This window comes from Streptomyces sp. NPDC052043 (assembly GCF_044548235.1).
In the GTDB taxonomy this organism is placed as follows: domain Bacteria; phylum Actinomycetota; class Actinomycetes; order Streptomycetales; family Streptomycetaceae; genus Streptomyces.
The window spans coordinates 26799-46491 of the sequence record NZ_JBIUBT010000009.1 but is presented as its reverse complement, the minus strand read 5'-3'; the positions used below and the strand labels follow the sequence as shown (position 1 = coordinate 46491).

At 70.8% G+C, this 19693-nt stretch carries 18 protein-coding genes; 10 read left to right on the top strand and 8 right to left on the bottom strand.

Annotated elements, in window-relative coordinates; genetic code table 11:
• Positions 1–42: 42 nt before the first annotated feature.
• Entirely contained in the window at positions 43–588 is a 546-nt protein-coding gene (locus ACIHCX_RS22590) for a GtrA family protein (protein ID WP_400032731.1), read from the bottom strand.
• Between the two features lie 295 nt (positions 589–883).
• On the opposite strand from ACIHCX_RS22590, the gene ACIHCX_RS22585 reads away from it, so the two are divergent.
• The 3 genes from ACIHCX_RS22585 to ACIHCX_RS22575 are packed head-to-tail and all read left to right on the top strand — an operon-like array spanning position 884 to position 3731.
• A complete protein-coding gene (locus ACIHCX_RS22585) occupies positions 884–2023 on the top strand; it encodes a 5-(carboxyamino)imidazole ribonucleotide synthase (RefSeq protein WP_400032157.1) in 1140 nt (379 codons plus the stop codon).
• The gene (gene purE / locus ACIHCX_RS22580) at positions 2020–2547 is read left to right on the top strand and encodes a 5-(carboxyamino)imidazole ribonucleotide mutase (protein WP_400032155.1); all 528 of its coding nucleotides are present in this window, start codon (positions 2020–2022) and stop codon (positions 2545–2547) included. The genes ACIHCX_RS22585 and purE overlap by 4 nt, the downstream gene beginning before the upstream one ends.
• Positions 2548–2552: 5 nt before the next feature.
• Positions 2553–3731 (top strand): dipeptidase, encoded by a 1179-nt coding sequence (locus ACIHCX_RS22575; RefSeq protein ID WP_400032153.1) that lies wholly within the window; start codon positions 2553–2555, stop codon positions 3729–3731.
• A gap of 78 nt (positions 3732–3809) precedes the next feature.
• Here the strand turns inward: ACIHCX_RS22575 and ACIHCX_RS22570 are convergent, their stop codons facing one another.
• Complete coding sequence (locus tag ACIHCX_RS22570) at positions 3810–4166, bottom strand: VOC family protein (RefSeq protein ID WP_400032151.1); 357 nt, start codon at positions 4164–4166, stop codon at positions 3810–3812.
• A 128-nt stretch (positions 4167–4294) separates the two neighbouring features.
• Here ACIHCX_RS22570 and ACIHCX_RS22565 point away from each other — a divergent pair, with 128 nt between their 5' ends.
• A complete protein-coding gene (locus ACIHCX_RS22565) occupies positions 4295–4801 on the top strand; it encodes a CGNR zinc finger domain-containing protein (protein WP_400032149.1) in 507 nt (168 codons plus the stop codon).
• A gap of 119 nt (positions 4802–4920) precedes the next feature.
• Here the strand turns inward: ACIHCX_RS22565 and ACIHCX_RS22560 are convergent, their stop codons facing one another.
• Positions 4921–6264, bottom strand: a complete 1344-nt coding sequence (locus ACIHCX_RS22560; RefSeq protein WP_400032147.1) for a UDP-glucose dehydrogenase family protein — start codon at positions 6262–6264, stop codon at positions 4921–4923.
• Between the two features lie 172 nt (positions 6265–6436).
• Between ACIHCX_RS22560 and ACIHCX_RS22555 the strand changes: the two genes are divergently transcribed.
• Together ACIHCX_RS22555 and ACIHCX_RS22550 are read left to right on the top strand one after the other, a co-directional pair.
• Positions 6437–7609, top strand: coding sequence for an acyl-CoA dehydrogenase (locus tag ACIHCX_RS22555; protein WP_400032145.1), 1173 nt, complete (start codon positions 6437–6439; stop codon positions 7607–7609).
• 323 nt (positions 7610–7932) lie between these two features.
• Positions 7933–8475, top strand: coding sequence for a carbonic anhydrase (locus ACIHCX_RS22550; protein ID WP_400032143.1), 543 nt, complete (start codon positions 7933–7935; stop codon positions 8473–8475).
• A gap of 81 nt (positions 8476–8556) precedes the next feature.
• On the opposite strand, the gene ACIHCX_RS22545 is transcribed toward ACIHCX_RS22550, so the two are convergent.
• The gene (locus tag ACIHCX_RS22545) at positions 8557–9567 is read right to left on the bottom strand and encodes an ArsR/SmtB family transcription factor (RefSeq protein ID WP_400032141.1); all 1011 of its coding nucleotides are present in this window, start codon (positions 9565–9567) and stop codon (positions 8557–8559) included.
• 162 nt (positions 9568–9729) lie between these two features.
• On the opposite strand from ACIHCX_RS22545, the gene ACIHCX_RS22540 reads away from it, so the two are divergent.
• Together ACIHCX_RS22540 and ACIHCX_RS22535 are read left to right on the top strand one after the other, a co-directional pair.
• The gene (locus ACIHCX_RS22540; RefSeq protein ID WP_400032139.1) at positions 9730–10173 is read left to right on the top strand and encodes a hypothetical protein; all 444 of its coding nucleotides are present in this window, start codon (positions 9730–9732) and stop codon (positions 10171–10173) included.
• 520 nt (positions 10174–10693) lie between these two features.
• Complete coding sequence (locus tag ACIHCX_RS22535; RefSeq protein ID WP_400032137.1) at positions 10694–11056, top strand: four-helix bundle copper-binding protein; 363 nt, start codon at positions 10694–10696, stop codon at positions 11054–11056.
• Positions 11057–11139: 83 nt separating this feature from the next.
• On the opposite strand, the gene ACIHCX_RS22530 is transcribed toward ACIHCX_RS22535, so the two are convergent.
• Entirely contained in the window at positions 11140–12435 is a 1296-nt protein-coding gene (locus tag ACIHCX_RS22530) for an LCP family protein (protein WP_400032135.1), read from the bottom strand.
• 119 nt (positions 12436–12554) lie between these two features.
• Here ACIHCX_RS22530 and ACIHCX_RS22525 point away from each other — a divergent pair, with 119 nt between their 5' ends.
• Complete coding sequence (locus ACIHCX_RS22525) at positions 12555–13112, top strand: acyl-CoA thioesterase (RefSeq protein WP_400032133.1); 558 nt, start codon at positions 12555–12557, stop codon at positions 13110–13112.
• 29 nt (positions 13113–13141) lie between these two features.
• On the opposite strand, the gene ACIHCX_RS22520 is transcribed toward ACIHCX_RS22525, so the two are convergent.
• Complete coding sequence (locus tag ACIHCX_RS22520) at positions 13142–14632, bottom strand: LCP family protein (protein WP_400032131.1); 1491 nt, start codon at positions 14630–14632, stop codon at positions 13142–13144.
• Positions 14633–14757: 125 nt separating this feature from the next.
• On the opposite strand from ACIHCX_RS22520, the gene ACIHCX_RS22515 reads away from it, so the two are divergent.
• Positions 14758–15786, top strand: a complete 1029-nt coding sequence (locus tag ACIHCX_RS22515) for a glycosyltransferase family 2 protein (protein ID WP_400032129.1) — start codon at positions 14758–14760, stop codon at positions 15784–15786.
• 57 nt (positions 15787–15843) lie between these two features.
• Here ACIHCX_RS22515 and ACIHCX_RS22510 read toward each other — a convergent pair whose 3' ends face one another.
• Positions 15844–17490 carry an LCP family protein gene (locus ACIHCX_RS22510; RefSeq protein WP_400032127.1) on the bottom strand — a complete coding sequence of 549 codons (1647 nt, stop codon included), beginning with the start codon at positions 17488–17490 and terminating at the stop codon, positions 15844–15846.
• Between the two features lie 93 nt (positions 17491–17583).
• The gene (locus ACIHCX_RS22505; RefSeq protein WP_400032125.1) at positions 17584–19338 is read right to left on the bottom strand and encodes an LCP family protein; all 1755 of its coding nucleotides are present in this window, start codon (positions 19336–19338) and stop codon (positions 17584–17586) included.
• Positions 19339–19693 lie beyond the last annotated feature (355 nt).

Below are 19693 nucleotides of genomic sequence, written 5' to 3'. Positions count from 1 at the left end.
CCTGCCCTTGCAGCGCCCGGGCATGTCCTACCCGGGCATGTCCTAGCGGACGGCCTCGCGCCGGGGCTTCTTCGACTCGGTCTGGAGGAAGGACTCCGCGCCCGCCACGGTCTCCCGGGCCGGCAGGGTACGGAAGACCCAGGTGCGGTACGACCAGAAGCGGAACAGGGTGGCGATGCCGATGCCGAGGAACTTGAAGACGTTGCTCTGCAGCGGGCTGTCCCAGCCGAAGCCGTACGTCGCCAGGTACAGCACGCCGTTCTCGATGACCAGGCCGACCGCGCTGAACAGCAGGAACAGCGTCAGTTCCCGGGTGCGCCCGCCCTTGTCGCGGTCCCGGTACGTGAAGTAGCGGAAGCCGATGTAGTTGAAGACGATCGCGACGACGGTCGCGATGACACTGGCCCGCACCACCTGAAGTCCGGTCACGTGCCGCATCAGGTTGAACACGAACAGGTTGACCAGCAGCCCCGCTCCGCCCACCGCGCCGAACTTGGCGACCTCGCGCCACAGCCGGTCCACGCGCCTGCGCAACGCGCCCCGGGACGCCGGGGGCGCCGGTCGATGCCCCGAGGAACCATGTTCCATGGTCGTGCAGGCCCCCGTCTCGGTCGGTTCGGTCAACCCGCCCATGCTAACCAGCCCTCCACGCCCGCGCTTGTGCATGCGGCATCCCCTGGGGAACGGGTCGGAAAGAGTCCGGGAAAAGGCGGGAAAGAGCCGTCGAAGCGACTGGTAAGAACGCCGACGGGGATGCCGGTGGGGTCGGGACGTACGTCAGTGCGGCGGGTGACGATCCCCGCGCGGTGAGCGCGGCCGGAGCCGGTACGGACGCGGCGGGCGCGGCAGCGGGGCGCGCCGCGGCGGCCGATACCCTAGGAGCGTGACGTTCCCGGTAGTCGGCATGGTCGGCGGTGGCCAGCTCGCTCGTATGACACACGAGGCGGGCATCCCGTTGGGCATCAGGTTCAAGCTTCTCAGTGACACTCCCCAGGACTCCGCGGCGCAGGTGGTGAGCGACGTCGTCATCGGCGACTACCGCGACCTGGACACGCTGCGCGCGTTCGCGCGCGGCTGCGACGTGATCACCTTCGATCACGAGCACGTCCCCACCGAGCACCTGCGGGCCCTGGAGGCGGACGGCGTCCCCGTGCGCCCCGGCCCCGACGCGCTCGTGCACGCCCAGGACAAGGGTGTGATGCGTGCCAAGCTCGACGCGATCGGCGTGCCGTGCCCGCGGCACCGGATCGTGGCCGATCCGGCCGATGTCGCCGCCTTCGCCGCCGAGGGAGAGGGCTTCCCCGTGGTGCTGAAGACGGTCCGCGGCGGCTACGACGGCAAGGGCGTGTGGGTGGTCGACTCCGCCGAGGAGGCCACCGAGCCCTTCCGCGCCGGCGTGCCCGTCCTCGCCGAGGAGAAGGTCGACTTCGTCCGGGAGCTGGCCGCCAACGTCGTACGCTCCCCGCACGGCCAGGCCGTGGCCTACCCGGTGGTGGAGTCCCAGCAGGTGAACGGCGTCTGCGACACCGTGATAGCCCCGGCCCCCGACCTGGACGAGGAGCTGGCGCTCCGGGCCGAGCAGCTCGCGCTGACCATCGCCAAGGAACTGGGCGTCGTCGGCCACCTCGCCGTCGAGCTGTTCCAGACCCGCGACGGTCGCATCCTCGTCAACGAGCTGGCGATGCGCCCGCACAACTCCGGCCACTGGTCCATGGACGGCGCGATCACCTCCCAGTTCGCCAACCACGTCCGCGCGGTCCTCGACCTGCCGCTGGGCGACCCGCGCCCGCGCGCGAAGTGGACGGTCATGGTGAACGTCCTCGGCGGCGACTACCCCGACATGTACTCCGCGTACCTGCACTGCATGGCCCGCGACCCGCAGCTCAAGATCCACATGTACGGCAAGGACGTGAAGCCCGGCCGCAAGGTCGGCCACGTCAACACCTACGGCGACGACCTGGACGACGTGCTGGAACGCGCCCGTCACGCAGCCGGCTACCTGAGAGGCACCATCACCGAATGAGCCCAGTTGTTGGCATCGTCATGGGGTCGGACTCCGACTGGCCCGTCATGGAGGCCGCCGCCGAGGCGCTCGACGAGTTCGAGATCTCCTACGAGGTCGACGTCGTCTCCGCGCACCGCATGCCGCGCGAGATGATCGCGTACGGCGAACGGGCGGCGGACCGCGGACTGAAGGCGATCATCGCGGGCGCGGGCGGCGCCGCCCACCTGCCCGGCATGCTCGCCTCGGTCACCCCGCTGCCGGTGATCGGTGTGCCCGTCCCGCTGAAGTACCTGGACGGCATGGACTCGCTGCTGTCGATCGTGCAGATGCCGGCCGGGGTCCCGGTGGCGACGGTGTCGGTCGGCGGCGCCCGCAACGCGGGTCTGCTCGCCGCCCGGATCCTCGCCGCGCACGACGAGGAGCTGCTGGCCCGGATGCGGGAGTTCCAGCAGGAGCTGAACGACCAGGCCACCGAGAAGGGCAAGCGGCTGCGCGCCAAGGTCGAGAACTCCGGCGGCTTCGGCTTCGGCACGGGGAAGTGACGCCGATGTCCTCGCTGAACGAAGCCCGCTCCCTGCTGCGCGAGTTCCCCGTCGTCGACGGCCACAACGACCTCCCCTGGGCGCTGCGCGAGCAGGTCCGCTACGACCTCGACGCCCGCGACATCGCCGCCCCCCAGAACGCCCACCTGCACACCGACCTGCCCCGCCTGCGCGAGGGCGGCGTCGGCGCCCAGTTCTGGTCGGTCTACGTCCGCGCGGACCTGCCGGACGCGGTGCCGGCGACGCTGGAGCAGATCGACTGCGTACGGCAGTTGCTGGACCGCCACCCGGCCGACCTGGCCCCCGCCCTGACCGCCGCCGACATGGAGGCGGCCCGCGAGGAGGGCCGGATCGCCTCCCTCATGGGCGCCGAGGGCGGCCACTCCATCGCGAACTCCCTGGGCACCCTGCGCGGGTTGTACACGCTGGGCGTGCGCTACCTGACCCTCACCCACAACTACAACGTGGCGTGGGCGGACTCGGCGACGGACAATCCGGGCGTGGGCGGCCTGTCGGCCTTCGGCCGCGAGGTGGTCCGCGAGATGAACCGGCTCGGCATGCTGGTCGACCTCTCCCACGTGGCCGCGACGACCATGCGGGACGCGCTGGACACGTCGACGGCCCCGGTGATTTTCTCCCACTCCTCCTCCCGGGCCGTCTGCGACCACCCCCGCAACATCCCGGACGACGTGCTGGAGCGGCTCCCCGCCAACGGCGGGATCGCGATGGTGACGTTCGTGCCGAAGTTCGTGCTCCAGGCGGCCGTGGACTGGACGGCCGCGGCCGACGAGAACATGCGCGCGCACGGCTTCCACCACCTCGACACCACCGCCGAGGCGATGAAGGTCCACCGCGCCTTCGAGGAGGCCACCCCGCGCCCGGTCGCCACGGTCGCGACGGTGGCCGACCACCTCGACCACATGCGCGAGGTCGCCGGCATCGACCACCTGGGCATCGGCGGCGACTACGACGGCACGGCCTTCACCCCCGACGGCCTGAACGACGTCTCCGGCTACCCGAACCTGATCGCGGAACTCCTGGACCGCGGCTGGTCCAGAACGGACCTGGCCAAGCTCACCTGGCAGAACGCGGTCCGCGTCCTGGGCGCCGCGGAGGACGTCGCCCGTGACGCACAGGCCACCCGGGCGCCGTCCAACGCGACGATCGACGAACTGGACGGCTGAGTTCCGCCACCGGACGGCAGGAGACCGCGTACGTGTGTCTCCTGCCGTCCGGCGTGTCCGGCGACCGGCGGACGTTCCTCAGCAGGCGCACAGGCAGAACGGGTGCCCGGCGGGGTCGGCGTACACCCGGAAGCTGCTGCCGCGCTGCTCGGCCAGGGGCTTCGCCCCGAGCGCCAGCACCCCCTGCTCCGCCGTGTCCAGGTCCTCCACCACCAGGTCCAGGTGGAACTGCTGCGAGGCGTCCGCGGCCGGCCACGTCGGCGGCACGTGCCCCGGCGCCCGCTGGAACGCCAGCGCCGACCCGCCCGGCACCTTCAGGTCCACCCAGTCGCCCTCGCCCTCCACGGTCCCGCCGAGCACCTCGGCGTAGAACCCGGCGAGGGCGCGCGGGTCGGGGCAGTCCAGGACGACGACACCCAGCGTGGCGAGAGCCATGACTTCCTCCCAGTCGAAGACGAGGGCACCCGATGTTACCCGTAGAGGCGGGCAACCGGTAACCGTTACCGCATGCTCCCCCATAGCGGGTAACGGCGCAACCGTATTCAGGAGGTACCGTCGCTGACATGAGTGAGAGATCGTCCGCGCCCGGGAGCCTGGCGCTGGTCGAGGCCCTGGTGAACACGCTGGACATCGAGACGGGCGCCGACTCGCTCGACACGGCGGAAGGCCGGGAGCGCCTGGGTGTCCCCGAGGCGGAACTGCCGCAGGCGCGCGAGCTGCGCGAGTCGCTGCGGGCGGTGCTGCTGGCCCACGCCGGCCACCCGCCGCACCGGACGGTGACCCCGCTGGGTGAGCTGCTGGCAGGGGCGCCGCTGCTGGTGACCGTCGACGCCCGGGACGGCTCCGCCTCGCTCGCGCCCGCCGCCGACGGCCCCCTGCTCTCCCGGGTCGCGGCCGCCGTCGCCGAGGCCCTCGTCGCGGGCACCTGGACCCGGCTGAAGGCCTGTGAGGCGGCCACCTGCCACTGGGCGTTCTACGACCGCAGCCCGGGCGGCCGCGGCCGCTGGTGTTCGATGCGGGTGTGCGGAGCGCGCGCGAAGATGCGCCGCTACCGGGCGAAGCAGACCTGATCCACGGGGAGTTTCGCCGTTCACACCCGGCCCCGGTGGTGCACAATGCGGACAGACGCCGGTTCGGCCGACTGAGCCTCGGCCGAACCGGCGTCGCCCGTCTGCCCGCTCGCGGGGGCCTACGCGGTCGGGCGTCCCATCGCCCGGTACGTCCATCCGGCCCGCCGCCACAGCTCCGGGTCCAGCGCGTTGCGCCCGTCGAGGACCACCCGGGCGGCCGCGACCTCGCCCAGCGCGGCCGGGTCCAGCTCGCGGAACTCCCGCCACTCCGTCAGGTGCAGGACGACGTCCGCGCCCCGCACGGCCTCCAGCGCGGAGCCGGCGTACCCGAGGGTGGGGAACACCCGCCGGGCGTTCTCCATGCCCTTGGGGTCGTAGACCGTCACCTGGCCGCCCTGGAGGTGTATCTGACCTGCGACGTTGAGCGCGGGCGAGTCCCGTACGTCGTCCGAGTCCGGCTTGAAGGTGGCGCCGAGCACCGCCACCCGCCTGCCGAGGAACGGGCCGCCGCCCAGCGCCTGCCGGGCCAGCTCCACCATCTGCCCGCGCTGGCGCATGTTGATCGAGTCGATCTCGCGCAGGAAGGTCAGCGCCTGGTCCGCGCCCAGCTCGCCGGCGCGCGCCATGAAGGCCCGGATGTCCTTGGGCAGGCAGCCGCCGCCGAAGCCGATCCCGGCCCGCAGGTACTTCCTGCCGATCCGGTCGTCGTGCCCGATGGCCTCGGCCAGCTTGGCCACGTCGCCGCCGGCGGCCTCGCACACCTCGGCCATCGCGTTGATGAAGGAGATCTTCGTGGCCAGGAAGGAGTTCGCGGAGGTCTTCACCAGTTCCGCGGTGGGGAAGTCGGTGACCACGAACGGGGAGCCCTCGGCGATCGGCGTGGCGTACACCTCGCGCAGCAGTTTCTCCGCCCCCTCGCTGCGCACGCCGACCACGATCCGGTCCGGGTGCAGCGTGTCCTGCACGGCGAAGCCCTCGCGCAGGAACTCCGGGTTCCAGGCCAGCTCCACGTCCGTGCCCGCGGGTGCGAGTTCGGCGATCTTACGGGCCAGACGGTCGGCGGACCCCACGGGCACGGTCGACTTGCCGACGACGAGCGCGGGACCGGTCAGGTGCGGGGCGAGCGAGGTGACGGCGGAGTCGACGTAGCTCATGTCGCAGGCGTACTCGCCGTGCTTCTGCGGGGTGTTCACGCAGACGAAGTGGACGTCGCCGAACGCGGCGGCCTCGGCGTAGTCCGTCGTGAAGCGCAGCCGCCCGGTCGAGCCCTCGATCCCGGCCACGTGCCGGCGCAGCAGCTCCTCCAGGCCGGGCTCGTACATCGGGACCTCGCCCCGCCGAAGCGTGTCGATCTTCTCGGGGACGACGTCCAGACCCAACACCTCGAACCCGAGTTCGGCCATGGCGGCGGCGTGCGTGGCGCCGAGATAGCCGGTGCCGATCACGGTGATCTTGAGGCTCATGGGGGGCTCCAGGAGAGACGACGGTGATGCGGTGCCCGAGCATATCGGGGGCATGCGCGGGGTCTTCGCCGGGCAATGTCCCAGCTGTCGCCAAGCTCACGTGTCACGGACGTGGGCGGGCGCCTAAAATTCGGGTTACTTAACGGTAATTAGCGTTGGAGCGTGAGAGACCTTGGCCGGATCGGCTGACTTCGACCTGTACCGCCCGTCCGAGGAGCACGACATGCTCCGCGACGCCGTCCGCTCGCTGGCCGAGGCGAAGATCGCGCCGTACGCCGCCGCGGTGGACGAGGAGGCCCGTTTCCCCCAGGAGGCCCTGGAGGCGCTGGTCGCCAACGACCTGCACGCCGTGCACGTGCCCGAGGAGTACGGCGGCGCGGGCGCGGACGCCCTCGCCACGGTCGTCGTGATCGAGGAGGTGGCCCGCGTGTGCGCGTCCTCCTCCCTCATCCCGGCCGTGAACAAGCTGGGCTCGCTGCCGGTGATGCTCTCCGGCTCCGAGGAGCTGAAGAAGAGGTACCTGGCCCCGCTCGCCAGGGGCAACGCGATGTTCTCGTACTGCCTGTCCGAGCCGGACGCGGGTTCCGACGCGGCCGGCATGAAGACCAAGGCGGTCCGCGAGGGTGACACGTACGTCCTCAACGGCGTCAAGCGCTGGATCACCAACGCGGGGGTGTCCGACTTCTACACGGTGATGGCCGTCACCGACCCCGAGAAGCGCAGCAAGGGCATTTCGGCGTTCGTCGTCGAGAAGTCGGACCCCGGGGTCTCCTTCGGCGCCCCGGAGAAGAAGCTCGGCATCAAGGGCTCCCCGACCCGTGAGGTCTACCTCGACAACGTCCGCATCCCCGCCGACCGCATGATCGGCGCCGAGGGCACCGGCTTCGCCACGGCGATGAAGACCCTGGACCACACCCGCATCACCATCGCGGCCCAGGCCCTCGGCATCGCCCAGGGCGCCCTGGACTACGCCAAGGGCTACGTCAAGGAGCGCAAGCAGTTCGGCAAGCCCATCGCGGACTTCCAGGGCATCCAGTTCATGCTGGCCGACATGGCCATGAAGGTCGAGGCCGCCCGCAACCTCACCTACGCGGCCGCCGCCACGTCCGAGCGCGTCGCCGCCGGAGGGAGGGACGAGAACCTCACCTTCCAGGGCGCCGCCGCCAAGTGCTTCGCCTCGGACGTCGCCATGGAGGTCACCACGGACGCCGTCCAGCTCCTCGGCGGCTACGGGTACACCCGCGACTACCCGGTCGAGCGCATGATGCGCGACGCCAAGATCACGCAGATCTACGAGGGCACGAACCAGGTCCAGCGGATCGTGATGGCAAGGAACCTTCCCTAGCAGGGTTCTTGCAGGTCAGAAGCTGTTTGAGGGGCCCGGCGAGTCTTCCGGGGCTTCCCGTCCGAGGCCCTGCGGCCCCCGGTGCCTTCCGCGCGCACCGGGGGCCCTTCGCGTGGGGCCGTCGAACCCGGGAAGCTCTCCCGTGCCGGGCGAGCCCGCCTGGCGAGTGATCCCCTCGTGGGTGATGGTGGGACGAGGGGGGCTTGCTCGCCTGCCTGCGGTTCATGGCCGGACGGGCCGGCTCGCGCATCGCGGAGAGCGGCGGCGCCCACGCGGTGCCGGTCTCGCAGCCCGGGCTGCCACTGCCTCCTGGAGGAACAGCCATGTCGAACTTCGCCCCGTACCTGGAGTACAACCGGGCTTTCGCGGCCTCCGGTGCCCAGGCCGACGTCCCTGAGGTCCCGTTCGTACCCTTCAAGCAGGTGTACCTGATCATCTGCATCGATCCGCGGGTGGAGCCCGCGGCTGTGCTGGGCGTCCGGCTCGGAGAGGCGATCGTCGCACGTAACGTCGGCGGCCGTGTGACGCCGGCGGTCATCACGGACCTCGCCTGGATCGTGCACCTGCACGAGAACAAGACCCCCGACGCGGACTGGTTCGAGATCGCCCTCGTCCACCACACCGACTGCGGCTCGTCACTGCTCGCCGACGACGACCTGCGCGCCGGCTTCGCCGCCCGAGGCGGCTGGGACGAGCGGACCTCCCTGGAGATGGCCGTCCTGGAGCCGTCCGAGACGGTCCAGAAGGACATCGCCACGTTGCGCTCGGCACCCGAGCTCGCGCCGAGCATCGGCAACATCAAGATCGGCGGCTACGCCTACGACCTGGGGACCGGGAGGATGACCACCGTCGTGCAGCCCGGCTGAACAAGGAACCTTCCTTGACGCGACGCTCTCGTCCGCGGGAACGCCGACGGTTCAGGTCTGGCACCGCGGCTCTCCGACCGCTCATGCCCGGCTGCGCCGTGCCCCACCGCGCTGACCCGGGTTGGCGTCCAGCAGCGCGGCGCCCAGCGGGGTGAGGGTGTGGAGTACGGCGTTGCCCGTGCGGGTGGAGGTGGACAGGCCCGCCTCCCGCAGCACGGTGGCGTGTTCGCTGGCCGTCGGCGGGGCGACACCGAGACGCCGGGCCAGCTCCCCGGTGGTGCAGCCGTCCTCGATCGCGTGCAGACAGGCGGCCCGCGTGGGCCCGAGGAGGTTCCCGAGGTTCCGGCGCCTGGTGTGACCGGGGGCGGCCCACCAGCCCGGCCCACGGGAGAGCGGGTAGACCAGCACGGGCGGCAGGGAGGGGTCGATGAGTGTGACCGGCAGCCGCCAGCAGAACACCGAGGGCACCAGCACCAGGCCGCGCCCGGCCAGCCGGATGTCGTGCTCGACGGGGTAGTCCACCTCCAGCACCGGCGGCCGCCACCGCATGGTCGGCCCCAGGCAGGACAGGAGTCCCTCGCCGCCGCGGTCGAGGACGGAGCGCGCCCGTTTGGCCCGCTCGGCGTCGACGAGTGCCTGGATCCGCGGCCAGTAGGGCGCGACCGCGGAGCGGTGGTAGGTGCGCAGTGCCTGCCCGAGCGCGGCCAGCGTCTCCAGGGACCCGTCGGCCAGCGGACGCGACCACGACGGCGCGGTGGGCAGGACCTGAAGCTCCCGGCGTAATCGGCGGCGCGGCGTGGACAGTATCGCGTCGATCCCCGCCTCCATCCCCTGGGACGCCTGTGGCGGGGTCAGGAAGTCGGGGAAGTCGCCCACCGGGGGCGCGAGATGGCGCAGCAGCCTCATCGGCCACGCCGGCGTCCGGCCCAACCTGGCGCGTACGCGTGTCCGCCACGGGTCGAAGACGGCCCGGCCGTGGGCGTTGCCCAGCAGATGGATGCTGAGCACGGTCTCCCACATCGGATCGGGTCTCTCGGCGAACCGGACCCGGTTCAGATCCTCGCTGGTGAAATGCACTCTCAGCACACGCACCCCGTATCCCCCTTACGGTCCCGGTCAGTCTCGCACGGTGCAAACCGCTCGTGACGTGCCTTTTTAGGTCAGATCCGAAGGGCGTGGTGCGTGGCGTCGGCGACCGGCGAAGCTGTGACCGCAAACGGGGGCGGTTCCCCGGAGACAGAGCGGAGGACAGACATGACACTGCGTCGCGTGAGGGGCCGGAAACTGGTGACGGTGGCGGCGATGGGGGCCGCGGTGGTGGCCACGAGCGTTCTGGCCGCGGGGCCGGCGGGTGCCGCCACCTCGTGGTGGGGGGACCCGAACAGCTGCACCAATGTGGGCACCGCGCGGTCGTCCAACATCAGCAACCGTACGGTCGAGGTCCGTTACGGCACCTGCGGCGGTGCGCAGTACGGCTGGGGCCGCATCACCGGCTACAAGAGCGGGGACTACATCCGCTTCGAGGTCGACACCAACGGCGACCGCAAGCAGGACGGGGCCAGCTGGTACCCCGTCTCCAACCGCAACTACACCGCGGGCTACCCCACGAGCACGAGCTCGAACCGCGCCTTCCGGGCCTGTTTCGTCACGAGTCAGACGGCCGTGTGCACCACCTCCAACTCCACTCCCTGGTGGTGACAGGAGCGACGTGACACACGGCGGGCCAGGCAGTCTGCGACGGCCTGGCCCGCCGTGCCCGGCGTCGCCGCACCACGGCGGCGACGTGGGGTTCGGACCGGGCGGTGGACGGCACGCGGCGCGCGGACGACATGCGTTCAGGCCGAGCTGGGTCAATCAGCGTGGCCCGGCGGAGGCCTGACGCCATGTCCGGCCTTTCGCGGACCCGTGACGACCGAGCCGCGCGCATCGCCCGGTCGTGCGGCCGTGTGTCGCACTAGGGGCGGATCCGCGGCGGCCCCGTCCAGCGGCCGGATCGCCTCCCGACCGGTGCACGCCGATTTCTCCGACAGCCGTCCGGGCGTCCCGTGGCCGCGCGGAGGCCGAAGATCGTCGACGTCACCCGCCGCGGCGGCGTCGGCCGTAAGCCGAACGGGCGTGGCACGGTCCGGTTCTGTGCGGGATGGCGCCGGGCAGCGGGCGGGCGTACGACAGAAGGGAACGGGGCCGCCCCGGGCCCCTTCGCCTTCCAGGAGGAGCCATGACCCAGCCCGGAACCATGACCCCCATGAGCAAGGAGATGCAGGACTGCGTCCAGGCGTGCATGTCGTGCCACACCATCTGCGAGGAGGCCATGAGCGGCTGCCTGCAGATGGGCGGCCAGGTACAGATGCAGATCATGCGCGCGCTCATGGACTGCTCCGAGATGACCCGCATGTGCGCGGACATGATGATGCGCCGCTCGCCCATGGCGGCGGAGATGTGCGCGATGTGCGCCAAGGCGTGTGACATGTGCGCCGAGGCGTGTATGTCCATGCCCGAGGACAAGATGATGAAGCGCTGCGCGGAGGCGTGTCGCCGCTGTGCGCAGATGTGCCGCGCCATGGCGGGTGCCAGGGCGTGACCTGAGTCCGGCCGGACGGCGAGAGTCCCGCGGTGCCGGCCGGCACCGCGGGACTCTCCAGGTACGGGGTACGGGGGTCCGGGTCAGTTGCCCGTGACCGTGACCTTCTGGTCGTTCTTCAGTTCGTCGACGAGCGTCTTGACCTTCGCCTTGTCCCAGACGAGGTTGCCGCCGACGGAGCCGGAGATCGGCATGTTCAGGGAGGTGCCGTCGCCGCCGTTGACGTTCTTCATCGCCCAGAACATGGAGGCCAGGTTCCACAGGCTCATGTCCTTGTCGACGATCAGGGAGTCCAGGCCCGCGCCCATCGTCGGGTAGAGCTTGAACGGGTTCAGGACGGTCGAGGGGGTCGCCACCTCGTGGGCCAGGGCGGCGAGGAACTTCTGCTGGTTCTTCGTGCGCTCCAGGTCGGAGGCGGCGAAGGCGTGCCGGGTGCGGACGAAGGCCAGGGCCTGCGGGCCGTCCAGCTTCTGCTTGCCCGCCTTGAAGTCGGCGCCCGAGTACTTGTCCTTGAAGCCCTTGTCGATGGTGATCTCCACGCCGCCGACCGCGTCCACGATGTTCGCGAAGCCGGAGAAGCCGATCTCCACGTAGTGGTCTATGTGCAGGCCGGTGTTGTACTCGATGGTCCGCACCAGCAGCGTCGGGCCGTCGAAGGCGTAGGCCGCGTTGAGCTTGTTCTGTCCGAGCGGGCCCTTGATCTTGCCGGACTCCGAGCCGCGGAACTGCGGGATCGTGACGTTGGAGTCGCGCGGCAGGGATATCAGCGTGTCGCCGTTGTCACCGACGTGCAGGATCATCATCGAGTCCGTGCGCTTGCCCTCGGCGGATCCGGTGTGCAGCTCCTTCTTCTGCTCCGCGGACATGCCCTCGCGGCTGTCGGAGCCGACGATCAGGTAGTTCGTGCCCTTGCCGGTCTCCGGCCGGTCGATGACCGTGGACAGGTCGACCTCGCGGCGGAGCTTGGAGTCGGCCCAGAAGTAGGTCGCGACCGAGGTCACCACGAGCAGGGTGACCAGGGTGATCACGGACCACTTGAAGCGGCGGCCCCAGTTCGGCGCGGGACGGGGGGCACGCGCGCCACCGCCGCCCGGTCCCCCCGGTCCGCCGTAGACGTGGCCGGAGCTGTAGCCGTTGTCGTACCCGTCGTAGCCGCCCGGGTCGTCGTATCCGCGGCCGTCGGTGTACGACGGTTGCTGCGGGACGCCGTACGGCGGCGCCGAGGGACCGGGGCCGCCCGGCGGGTATCCGCCGCCCCCCGGGGCGCCGCGCCGTACCTGGCGCATCACACGCGCCCCTTCCGGCGCCGCGCCGGAACTGCCGCGTCCGTATCGGGGTCCGCGGTCGCCACCGGACCGTCCCTCGGGCCAATCATTCATGCGCCCCAGTGTGCAGGGCACCGGTGTGTGCCTTACAAGGGCCGTCAGGAAATCAGGGCACCGCTGTTGCCAAGCTGACACAAATTCCCCGGATGCGGCCTCGGCATAAGGTAGGGGTCATGACAGAGCAGGCCTCCATCGCGGAATCTGAGATTCCGGACATTCCGGGCAAGCCGACTTCGGTGTCCAGGACCACCCTGAGCCACATCATGACCCACAACGACACCAACCTGCTGGGGACGGTGCACGGCGGTGTGATCATGAAGCTGGTCGACGACGCGGCGGGTGCGGTGGCCGGCCGGCACAGCGGCGGGCCCGCCGTCACGGCGTCCATGGACGAGATGGCGTTCCTCGAACCGGTCCGGGTCGGCGATCTCGTCCACGTCAAGGCCCAGGTCAACTGGACCGGCCGGACCTCCATGGAGGTCGGCGTGCGGGTCCTCGCCGAACGCTGGAACGAGTCCACCCCGACCACCCAGGTCGGCTCGGCCTACCTGGTCTTCACCGCCGTGGACGCCGACGGCAGGCCGCGCGCCGTGCCGCCGGTCATACCCGAGACCGACCGGGACCGGCGGCGCCACCAGGAGGCCCAGATCCGCCGCACCCACCGTCTGGCCCGCCGCCGCGCCATCAGGGAACTGCGCGAGAAGCGGGCGGCCGAGGGTTTCGAGGACTGACGCCGTCACCCCGCCGACACGTCACCCCGTCAGCCGCACAGCACCTCGTCGCCCGTCACGACGGTCGCGGCACCCTGATCCGGGTCCTCCACCCGCACCGGACGCACCTGGCGGTAGTCGCTGCCCGCGATCACCTTGAGCGTGGCCCCTTGCCCCGGCACGGCCCGCAGCTCACTGCCCGGAAGTGCCGCGGCGAGCGACTTCGCCGAGCGGTCCCAGCGGGGGTCGTACTGCACGACGGTCCGCGCCACAGTGCGCTGCTCGGCGTCCGCGGGCGCCCCCGTCGTACGGAACCCGGCCGCCGCCAGCGCCTGGTCCACCCGCTTGCCGAGCCCGGCCGCGCCGGTGCCGTTCTCCACCGCGACGCGGATCTGCTGCGGCGCGACCTGCACGGTCGCCGGAGGGTGCGCCGGCCGCGGCCGCCGCACGGTCAGCGGCCGGTCCTCGCGCAGCGCCTCGAAGAGCCGGTCGGCCTTGGCCCGGTCCCACTTCACCGTCGAACCGACGCCCTTGACGGGGAAGGACGGCTCGGCGATCGGGACGGTGGTGAACTCCGAGGAGGACGGGGAGAAGTTGCGCATCGCCCGGCCCAGGTCCAGCAGCTCGTCGGTGTGGAAACCCTGGTCCGCCCGCACCGAGCCCAGCACGGTCAGCGCCACGTTCCGGAACTTCATCGGGTTCAGCAGCACCCGGGAGGAGGTCGCCCGCTCGATCAGGGCGGCCAGGAAGCGCTGCTGGCGTTTCATCCGGCCGAGGTCGCTGGCCCCGTCGACGTGCCGTGAGCGGACGTACTGAAGGGCCTGGCCGCCGGAGAGCGTGTGCGTGCCCGCGGTCAGGTCCAGGCCGGAGTAGCTGTCCTTCATCGGCTCCGCGGTGCAGATCTGCACCCCGCCGAGGACGTCCACGGTCCGCATGAAGGTGCTGAAGTCCACCTCCAGGTAGTGGTCGATCTTCAGCCGGGTCAGGTCCTCGACCATGCGCACGGTCAACTGGGGCCCGCCCTCCGCGTACGCCGCGTTGAGCTTGCCGGGGTGCGGTCCGAACCGCCGGCCGGTGTCCCCGTCGACGCGGTCGGGCAGCTCGGCGTAGGTGTCCCGGGGCAGACTCACCACGCTGGCCCGCTGCCGGTCCTGCGACACATGCACGATCATCATTGTGTCGGTGCAGTGGCAGGCCTCGCCGCCCAGCCGGTACTGGCGCCGCTCCTGCTCGGTGATCCGGTCCCGGCCGTCGGTGCCGACCAGCAGGACGTTCATGCCGTGGCCCGCCCGCGGGCGGTTCTTCATGTCCTTGAAGGGGTCGACCCGGGCGATGTCCGCGTCCAGGCTGGAGACCACCGCGTGCCCGATCCCGGCGGAGGCGAGCACCACCACCGACAGCGTGGTCGCCGCCCGCATGGCCCAGCGCGGCCTCCGGCGCGGTACGGACGCGGACGGGACCCGGGCCGGCCGCGGCGGTGCGGTGCGGGGCCGCGGGGCGCGCGGTGACCGCGGGCGGGGCCGGGACGGCGTGGTGGGCATGGGGACACCTCCGCGTAGGCGTGGGTGGGCACCGTGAGCACCGTAGGGCCATACGATCTGCTGACCGGTGCAGTGACTCCCGCGGCGCGCACCGGTGTCCCCCATTCGCGGTAACGTGAGGATCGATGAACGCCAAGCCCGACGTGCGGCTTCCCGCCGTTTCTGTGATCATGCCCGTCCTCGACGAGGAACGGCACCTGCGCGGAGCCGTCGAAGCGATCCTCGCGCAGGAGTACGGCGGCGAGATGGAGGTGGTGATCGCCCTCGGCCCGTCCGCGGACCGCACGGACGAGATCGCCGCCGAACTCGTGGCCGAGGACCCGCGCGTGCACACGGTCCCGAACCCCACCGGCCGCACCCCCGCGGCGCTCAACGCCGCGATCAAGGCCTCCCGCCATCCGATCGTGGTCCGCGTCGACGGCCACGGGATGCTCTCGCCGGACTACATCGCCACGGCGGTACGCCTCCTGGAGGAGACCGGCGCGCAGAACGTCGGCGGCATCATGCACGCCGAGGGCGAGAACGCCTGGGAGCACGCCGTCGCCGCCGCGATGACCTCGAAGATCGGGGTGGGCAACGCCGCCTTCCACACCGGTGGCCAGGCCGGCCCGGCCGAAACGGTCTACCTGGGTGTCTTCCGCCGCGCGGCCCTGGAGCAACAGGACGGCTACAACGAGGAGTTCATCCGCGCCCAGGACTGGGAGCTCAACTTCCGCATCCGCGAGGCGGGGGGCCGGATCTGGTTCTCGCCCGAGCTGCGGGTGTCCTACCGGCCCCGCCCGAACGTCAGGGCCCTCGCCAAGCAGTACAAGAACTACGGCCGCTGGCGGCACGTCGTCGCCCGCTACCACCAGGGCTCCATCAACCTGCGCTACCTCGCCCCGCCGGTCGCGGTGTGCGCCATCGCGGCCGGGATCGTGGTGGGCGCGGCCCTGACCCCGTGGGCCCTGGTCGTCCCCGGCGGCTACCTGGCGGCGATCGCCGCCGGATCGGTCCCCGCGGGCAAGGGCCTTCCCCTGGCGGCACGGCTGCGCATCCCGGTGGCCCTCGCCACCATGCACATGTCCTGGGGCTGGGGCTTCCTGACCAGCCCCAAGTCGCTGGCCAGGAAGGTCATCGCCGCCCGGAGGCCGGCGGTCACCACCGCCGGCTGAGCGTTCACGCCGAGATGTCCGAGGGCCCCTCTCCCCGGGAGAGGGGCCCTGTTCGCGCTACCAGCGGTAGGGCGCGTACACGTCCATGCACTGGCTCTCGTCCGAGCCGTTGATGGCGTCGGAGTTCTCGGGCAGGTCGCCGGCCTTCGGGGTGGCCTCCTTCGGATAGGTGCTCCCCGTACGCCAGTCGGCGCCGACGACGACCGTGACACCGGAGACGTCGGTCGACTTCCGCACCGAACTCAGCGGAATCCCGAGGGCCTTGGCGACGCTCTGCGCGTCGCCCTCCAGGTCGCTGCTCGGGTAGCGCACGAGCGTCTCCTCCTCCGACAGCGCCGGCGAGGTGTCCGCGGCGGCCCGGGTGAAGCCCTTGCCCGCCAACTCCTGGCCGATCTCACGCGCCCGGCCGCCGACCGGGGCCTGCGTGGCGGTGCGGGTGGCGTTCTGCACCAGGACACCGAGCCGGTCGGCCGGGACCGAGGGGGTCCTGTCCGCCGCGCTCCCGTCCGTCCGCTTCTTCGCGTCCGGGGCCGGGCCCTTGTCGTCGAAGGGCACGTCGTCGCGGAGCATCTTCCACACCTTCGTGGCGGCGGCGCCGTCCGGGAGGACGTGGTTGTCGTTCTGCGGGTCGGCGACGTTGGGCATCGTCGTCATGGTGATGCGGTCGGTGGGGACCGTCTTGAGCTGCATGGCCAGGTGGTACAGCTTCGGGACGGTGCCGATCTCCTCGGAGACCTCGAGCGACTTCGTGGCCGCCTCCGCCAGGCCCATCAGCCGGCCGGAGTCGGTGAAGACGTTCTGGCTCTGCAGGGTGCGGATCATCGAGTTCATGTACATGTGCTGGGCCCTGGCCCGCAGCAGGTCGCTGCCCCAGGCGTGCCGGGTGCGCAGCCACTGGAGGGCCTGTTTGCCCTTGACCTTGTGCTTGCCCGCCGTCAGCTTCAGACCGGAACCCCCGGGAGCCGCGGGCGTGGGGTGGTCCCACACGTTCTGCTTCACACAGACCTCGACGCCGCCGATGGCGTCCGCCATCTTCACCACGCCCGCGAAGTCGATCGTCATCCAGTGGTCGATGTACACACCGGTGAGGCTCTCCCAGGTGGCGAGCGTGCAGCCGGAGCCACCGCGGGCCAGCGACTCGGTGATGATGTCGTTGACCGGCGGATAGACCTTGCCGGTTTCGGGGTCGGTGCACTTGGGGATGTCGACCCGGGTGTCCCGCGGGATGCTCACCACGGCGGCGCTCTTGCGGTCCGCGGCCAGGTGGATGAGCATCTGCACGTCGCCCCGCGGCGGGGTGCCGCGGTTGTCCCGGCTGCCGCCCAGCGCGACGTTCGCGTCGGAGTTGCGGCTGTCGGAGCCGATCAGCAGGATGTTCACGGGGGTCTGGCCGGCCGCGTTCGGCTGCGTCCTCTGCGCCTTGGAGTCACCGCTGCTGCGCTGGCCCTTGCGGATGTTGCCGTTCAGATGCTGGTAGTAGAGGTATCCGGCGCCGGCCGTGCCGAGTATGACCAGCGCGAGCACCGTCGACGACCAGCGCAGTACGCGCCGTACGGGGCTTCTGCGCCCGGCAGCGCGCTTCTTCCCGCCGCGTCCTCCTCCGCCGTGCCGGCCGCGGCCGTCCGGTGCCCTGCCCTTGGGTGGCGCGGTGGGTATCGCTTCCTCGACCGCCGACCCCTCCCCGCGCAGACTGCTCTGCGTCACTCCCCGTCCTCCCACCCAGGTGCCATGCCATGAAACAGGCCTGTCATGCGCGGTGTTAGACGCATGACAGGCCCAAAAGGTGGTGCTGTGCGCTCAACTTGCGCACTGAATCTTGTCCGCCGTGGACTTGTCCTCGACATCCGGGGCCTTCGTCGGAGCGGTGAGCGGCACGCCCGCCCCCTTGAAGTCCTTGCCCAGCGTCAGGGTCATCGTGGGCATCCCCTGGGAGTTGGTGAAGCTCTTGCCCGGCTTCAGCGCGGCCCCGGACAGTCCCATGAGGGCGGCGAGCTTGCGGGCCTGCGGCGCCTGGTCGGGCGCGTACTCGAGCGTGGTCTTGGGGATCTCCGTGGGCGCGTTGGCCGCGTTCTCCGACTTGAGCACTCCCACGGAGGTCTGCAGCCAGGTGACGGTCTCACCGGCGGAACCCTGGGCGGCCCCTCCGTTGAAGACCCGGACCCGCACCTCGGAGGCCTCGGACTGGGTGCCCTTGAGACGGGCGGCCGCGGCGCTCTTGTCGGCCTTCTGCTTCTTCTTCACCGCGGTGAAGGAGACGTCGTTGTTGATGGCGTCGAAGATCTCCGGGGCCGTGTTCTGGTTGACGATGACCGTCGCGCGGACCTTTTCGGCCGGGTTGTCGAGCACCGGCACCGTCAGGAAGGTGATGTTCTTCGTCGGCACCTTCTTCAGCTCCAGTGCCACGTCCTTGAGGGTGCTGACCTTGCCGATGCCGGTGTCGACGGTCAGCGCCTTGGTGGCGGCGTCGGCCAGGTCGTACAGCTTGGTCGGGTCGGTGAGCGTGTCCCCGGAGGCCATCTTGCGCATCAGCGAGCTGAGGAACTGCTGCTGCACCTTGATGCGGTCCAGGTCGCCCTGGTTGCCCCAGGCGTGCCGGGTGCGTACGAAGGCCAGTGCGTCCTCGCCCTCGATCGTGTGCTCACCGGCCGTCAGGTTGAGGTGCGAGTCCTTGTCGTTCACGGCGTGCTTCAGGCACACGTCGACCCCGCCGACCGCCGTGGTCAGTGTCTTGACCGCGTTGAAGTCGGCCATCATGAAGTGGTCGGGCTGAATGCCGGTGACCTCTTTGACCGTGCGCATCGTGCAGCCCGGGTCGCGGCCGTCCTGGCCGAGGCTCGTGTTGAAGCGCTCGTGGTCCGTTCCCGGGATGACCTTCGTGCTGCCGTCGGGCTGCTTGGTCGGGCAGTCCGGCACGTCCACGATCAGGTCGCGCGGGATGCTCAGCGCGGTCGCGTTCGTACGGTCCTTGGAGACGTGCAGCAGGACGTTGGTGTCGGCGTGACCGATGCTGCCCTTGTCGCCGTAGCCCTCGTTGCCCTTCCCGGTGCGCTTGTCGGTGCCGATGATCAGTATGTTGAAGGCCTCGTCCTTGCTGAAGCCGTTCTTGCCCGCGCTGCCCACGTCGGTGGTGGTGACGTTGCCCTCGAGGTGCCTGAGGACCAGATAGCCGGCCGTGCCGACGCCGATCAGGACGAGCGCCATGGTGCCGCCGGTCCACATCAGGACCTTCTTGGTCTTCGTCTTCTTCTTCTCCGGCCGGCGTCCCCGCCGTCCGGGCGGCGGCTCGTCCGGCGGCGCCGAGCGGCGCCGGCGCGGGGCGGGCACCGTCTCGGCGGGGGCGGCCTCGCGAGCCTGCTGCCGTCCCGGTGCTGCCGGGTGCCGCTCGGACGCCCTGCCCCCGGCCCTGCCGGCGGAGGGTCTACGAGGTCCCGGGACCGCCGACTGCGGAGCGGAAGGGCTCAATCGCAGTTCGTATTCACCGGTGTCCGGATTGAGTACCCACTGGTCTGCGGGGTCGATGTTGTCCGCCCGCCCACGGCCTTGCGCGTCCACGGTTGTCCGAATCCTCCGTCGGGGCCACGCGGCGCCTTGCCCCTCTTGGCGCCAGGTCTGCTTCGCACAGTGCGCGACCCCAGGAAGACCTCGCGGCCAGCCGCACCGGATCGCTCACACTATCCGGCAGATTCAACATCGAGCGACGGCGGTGACAAATTCCACTTCCCTACAAGGGGGCAATCCGCCCATTTCTGTGGACAGAAGTTCGCCTTTGGCCGTGGCTTTACCCGCAGAGGCCCGAGTTGGCGGTGGTCGCCGGTCGAACGACGCCGTCGGCGAGCGTGCGCACCGCGCATCGCCGGAGCTTCCGGGTGCGGTGTGCGCAACTCCGCGGGAAATACACACCGTAGTC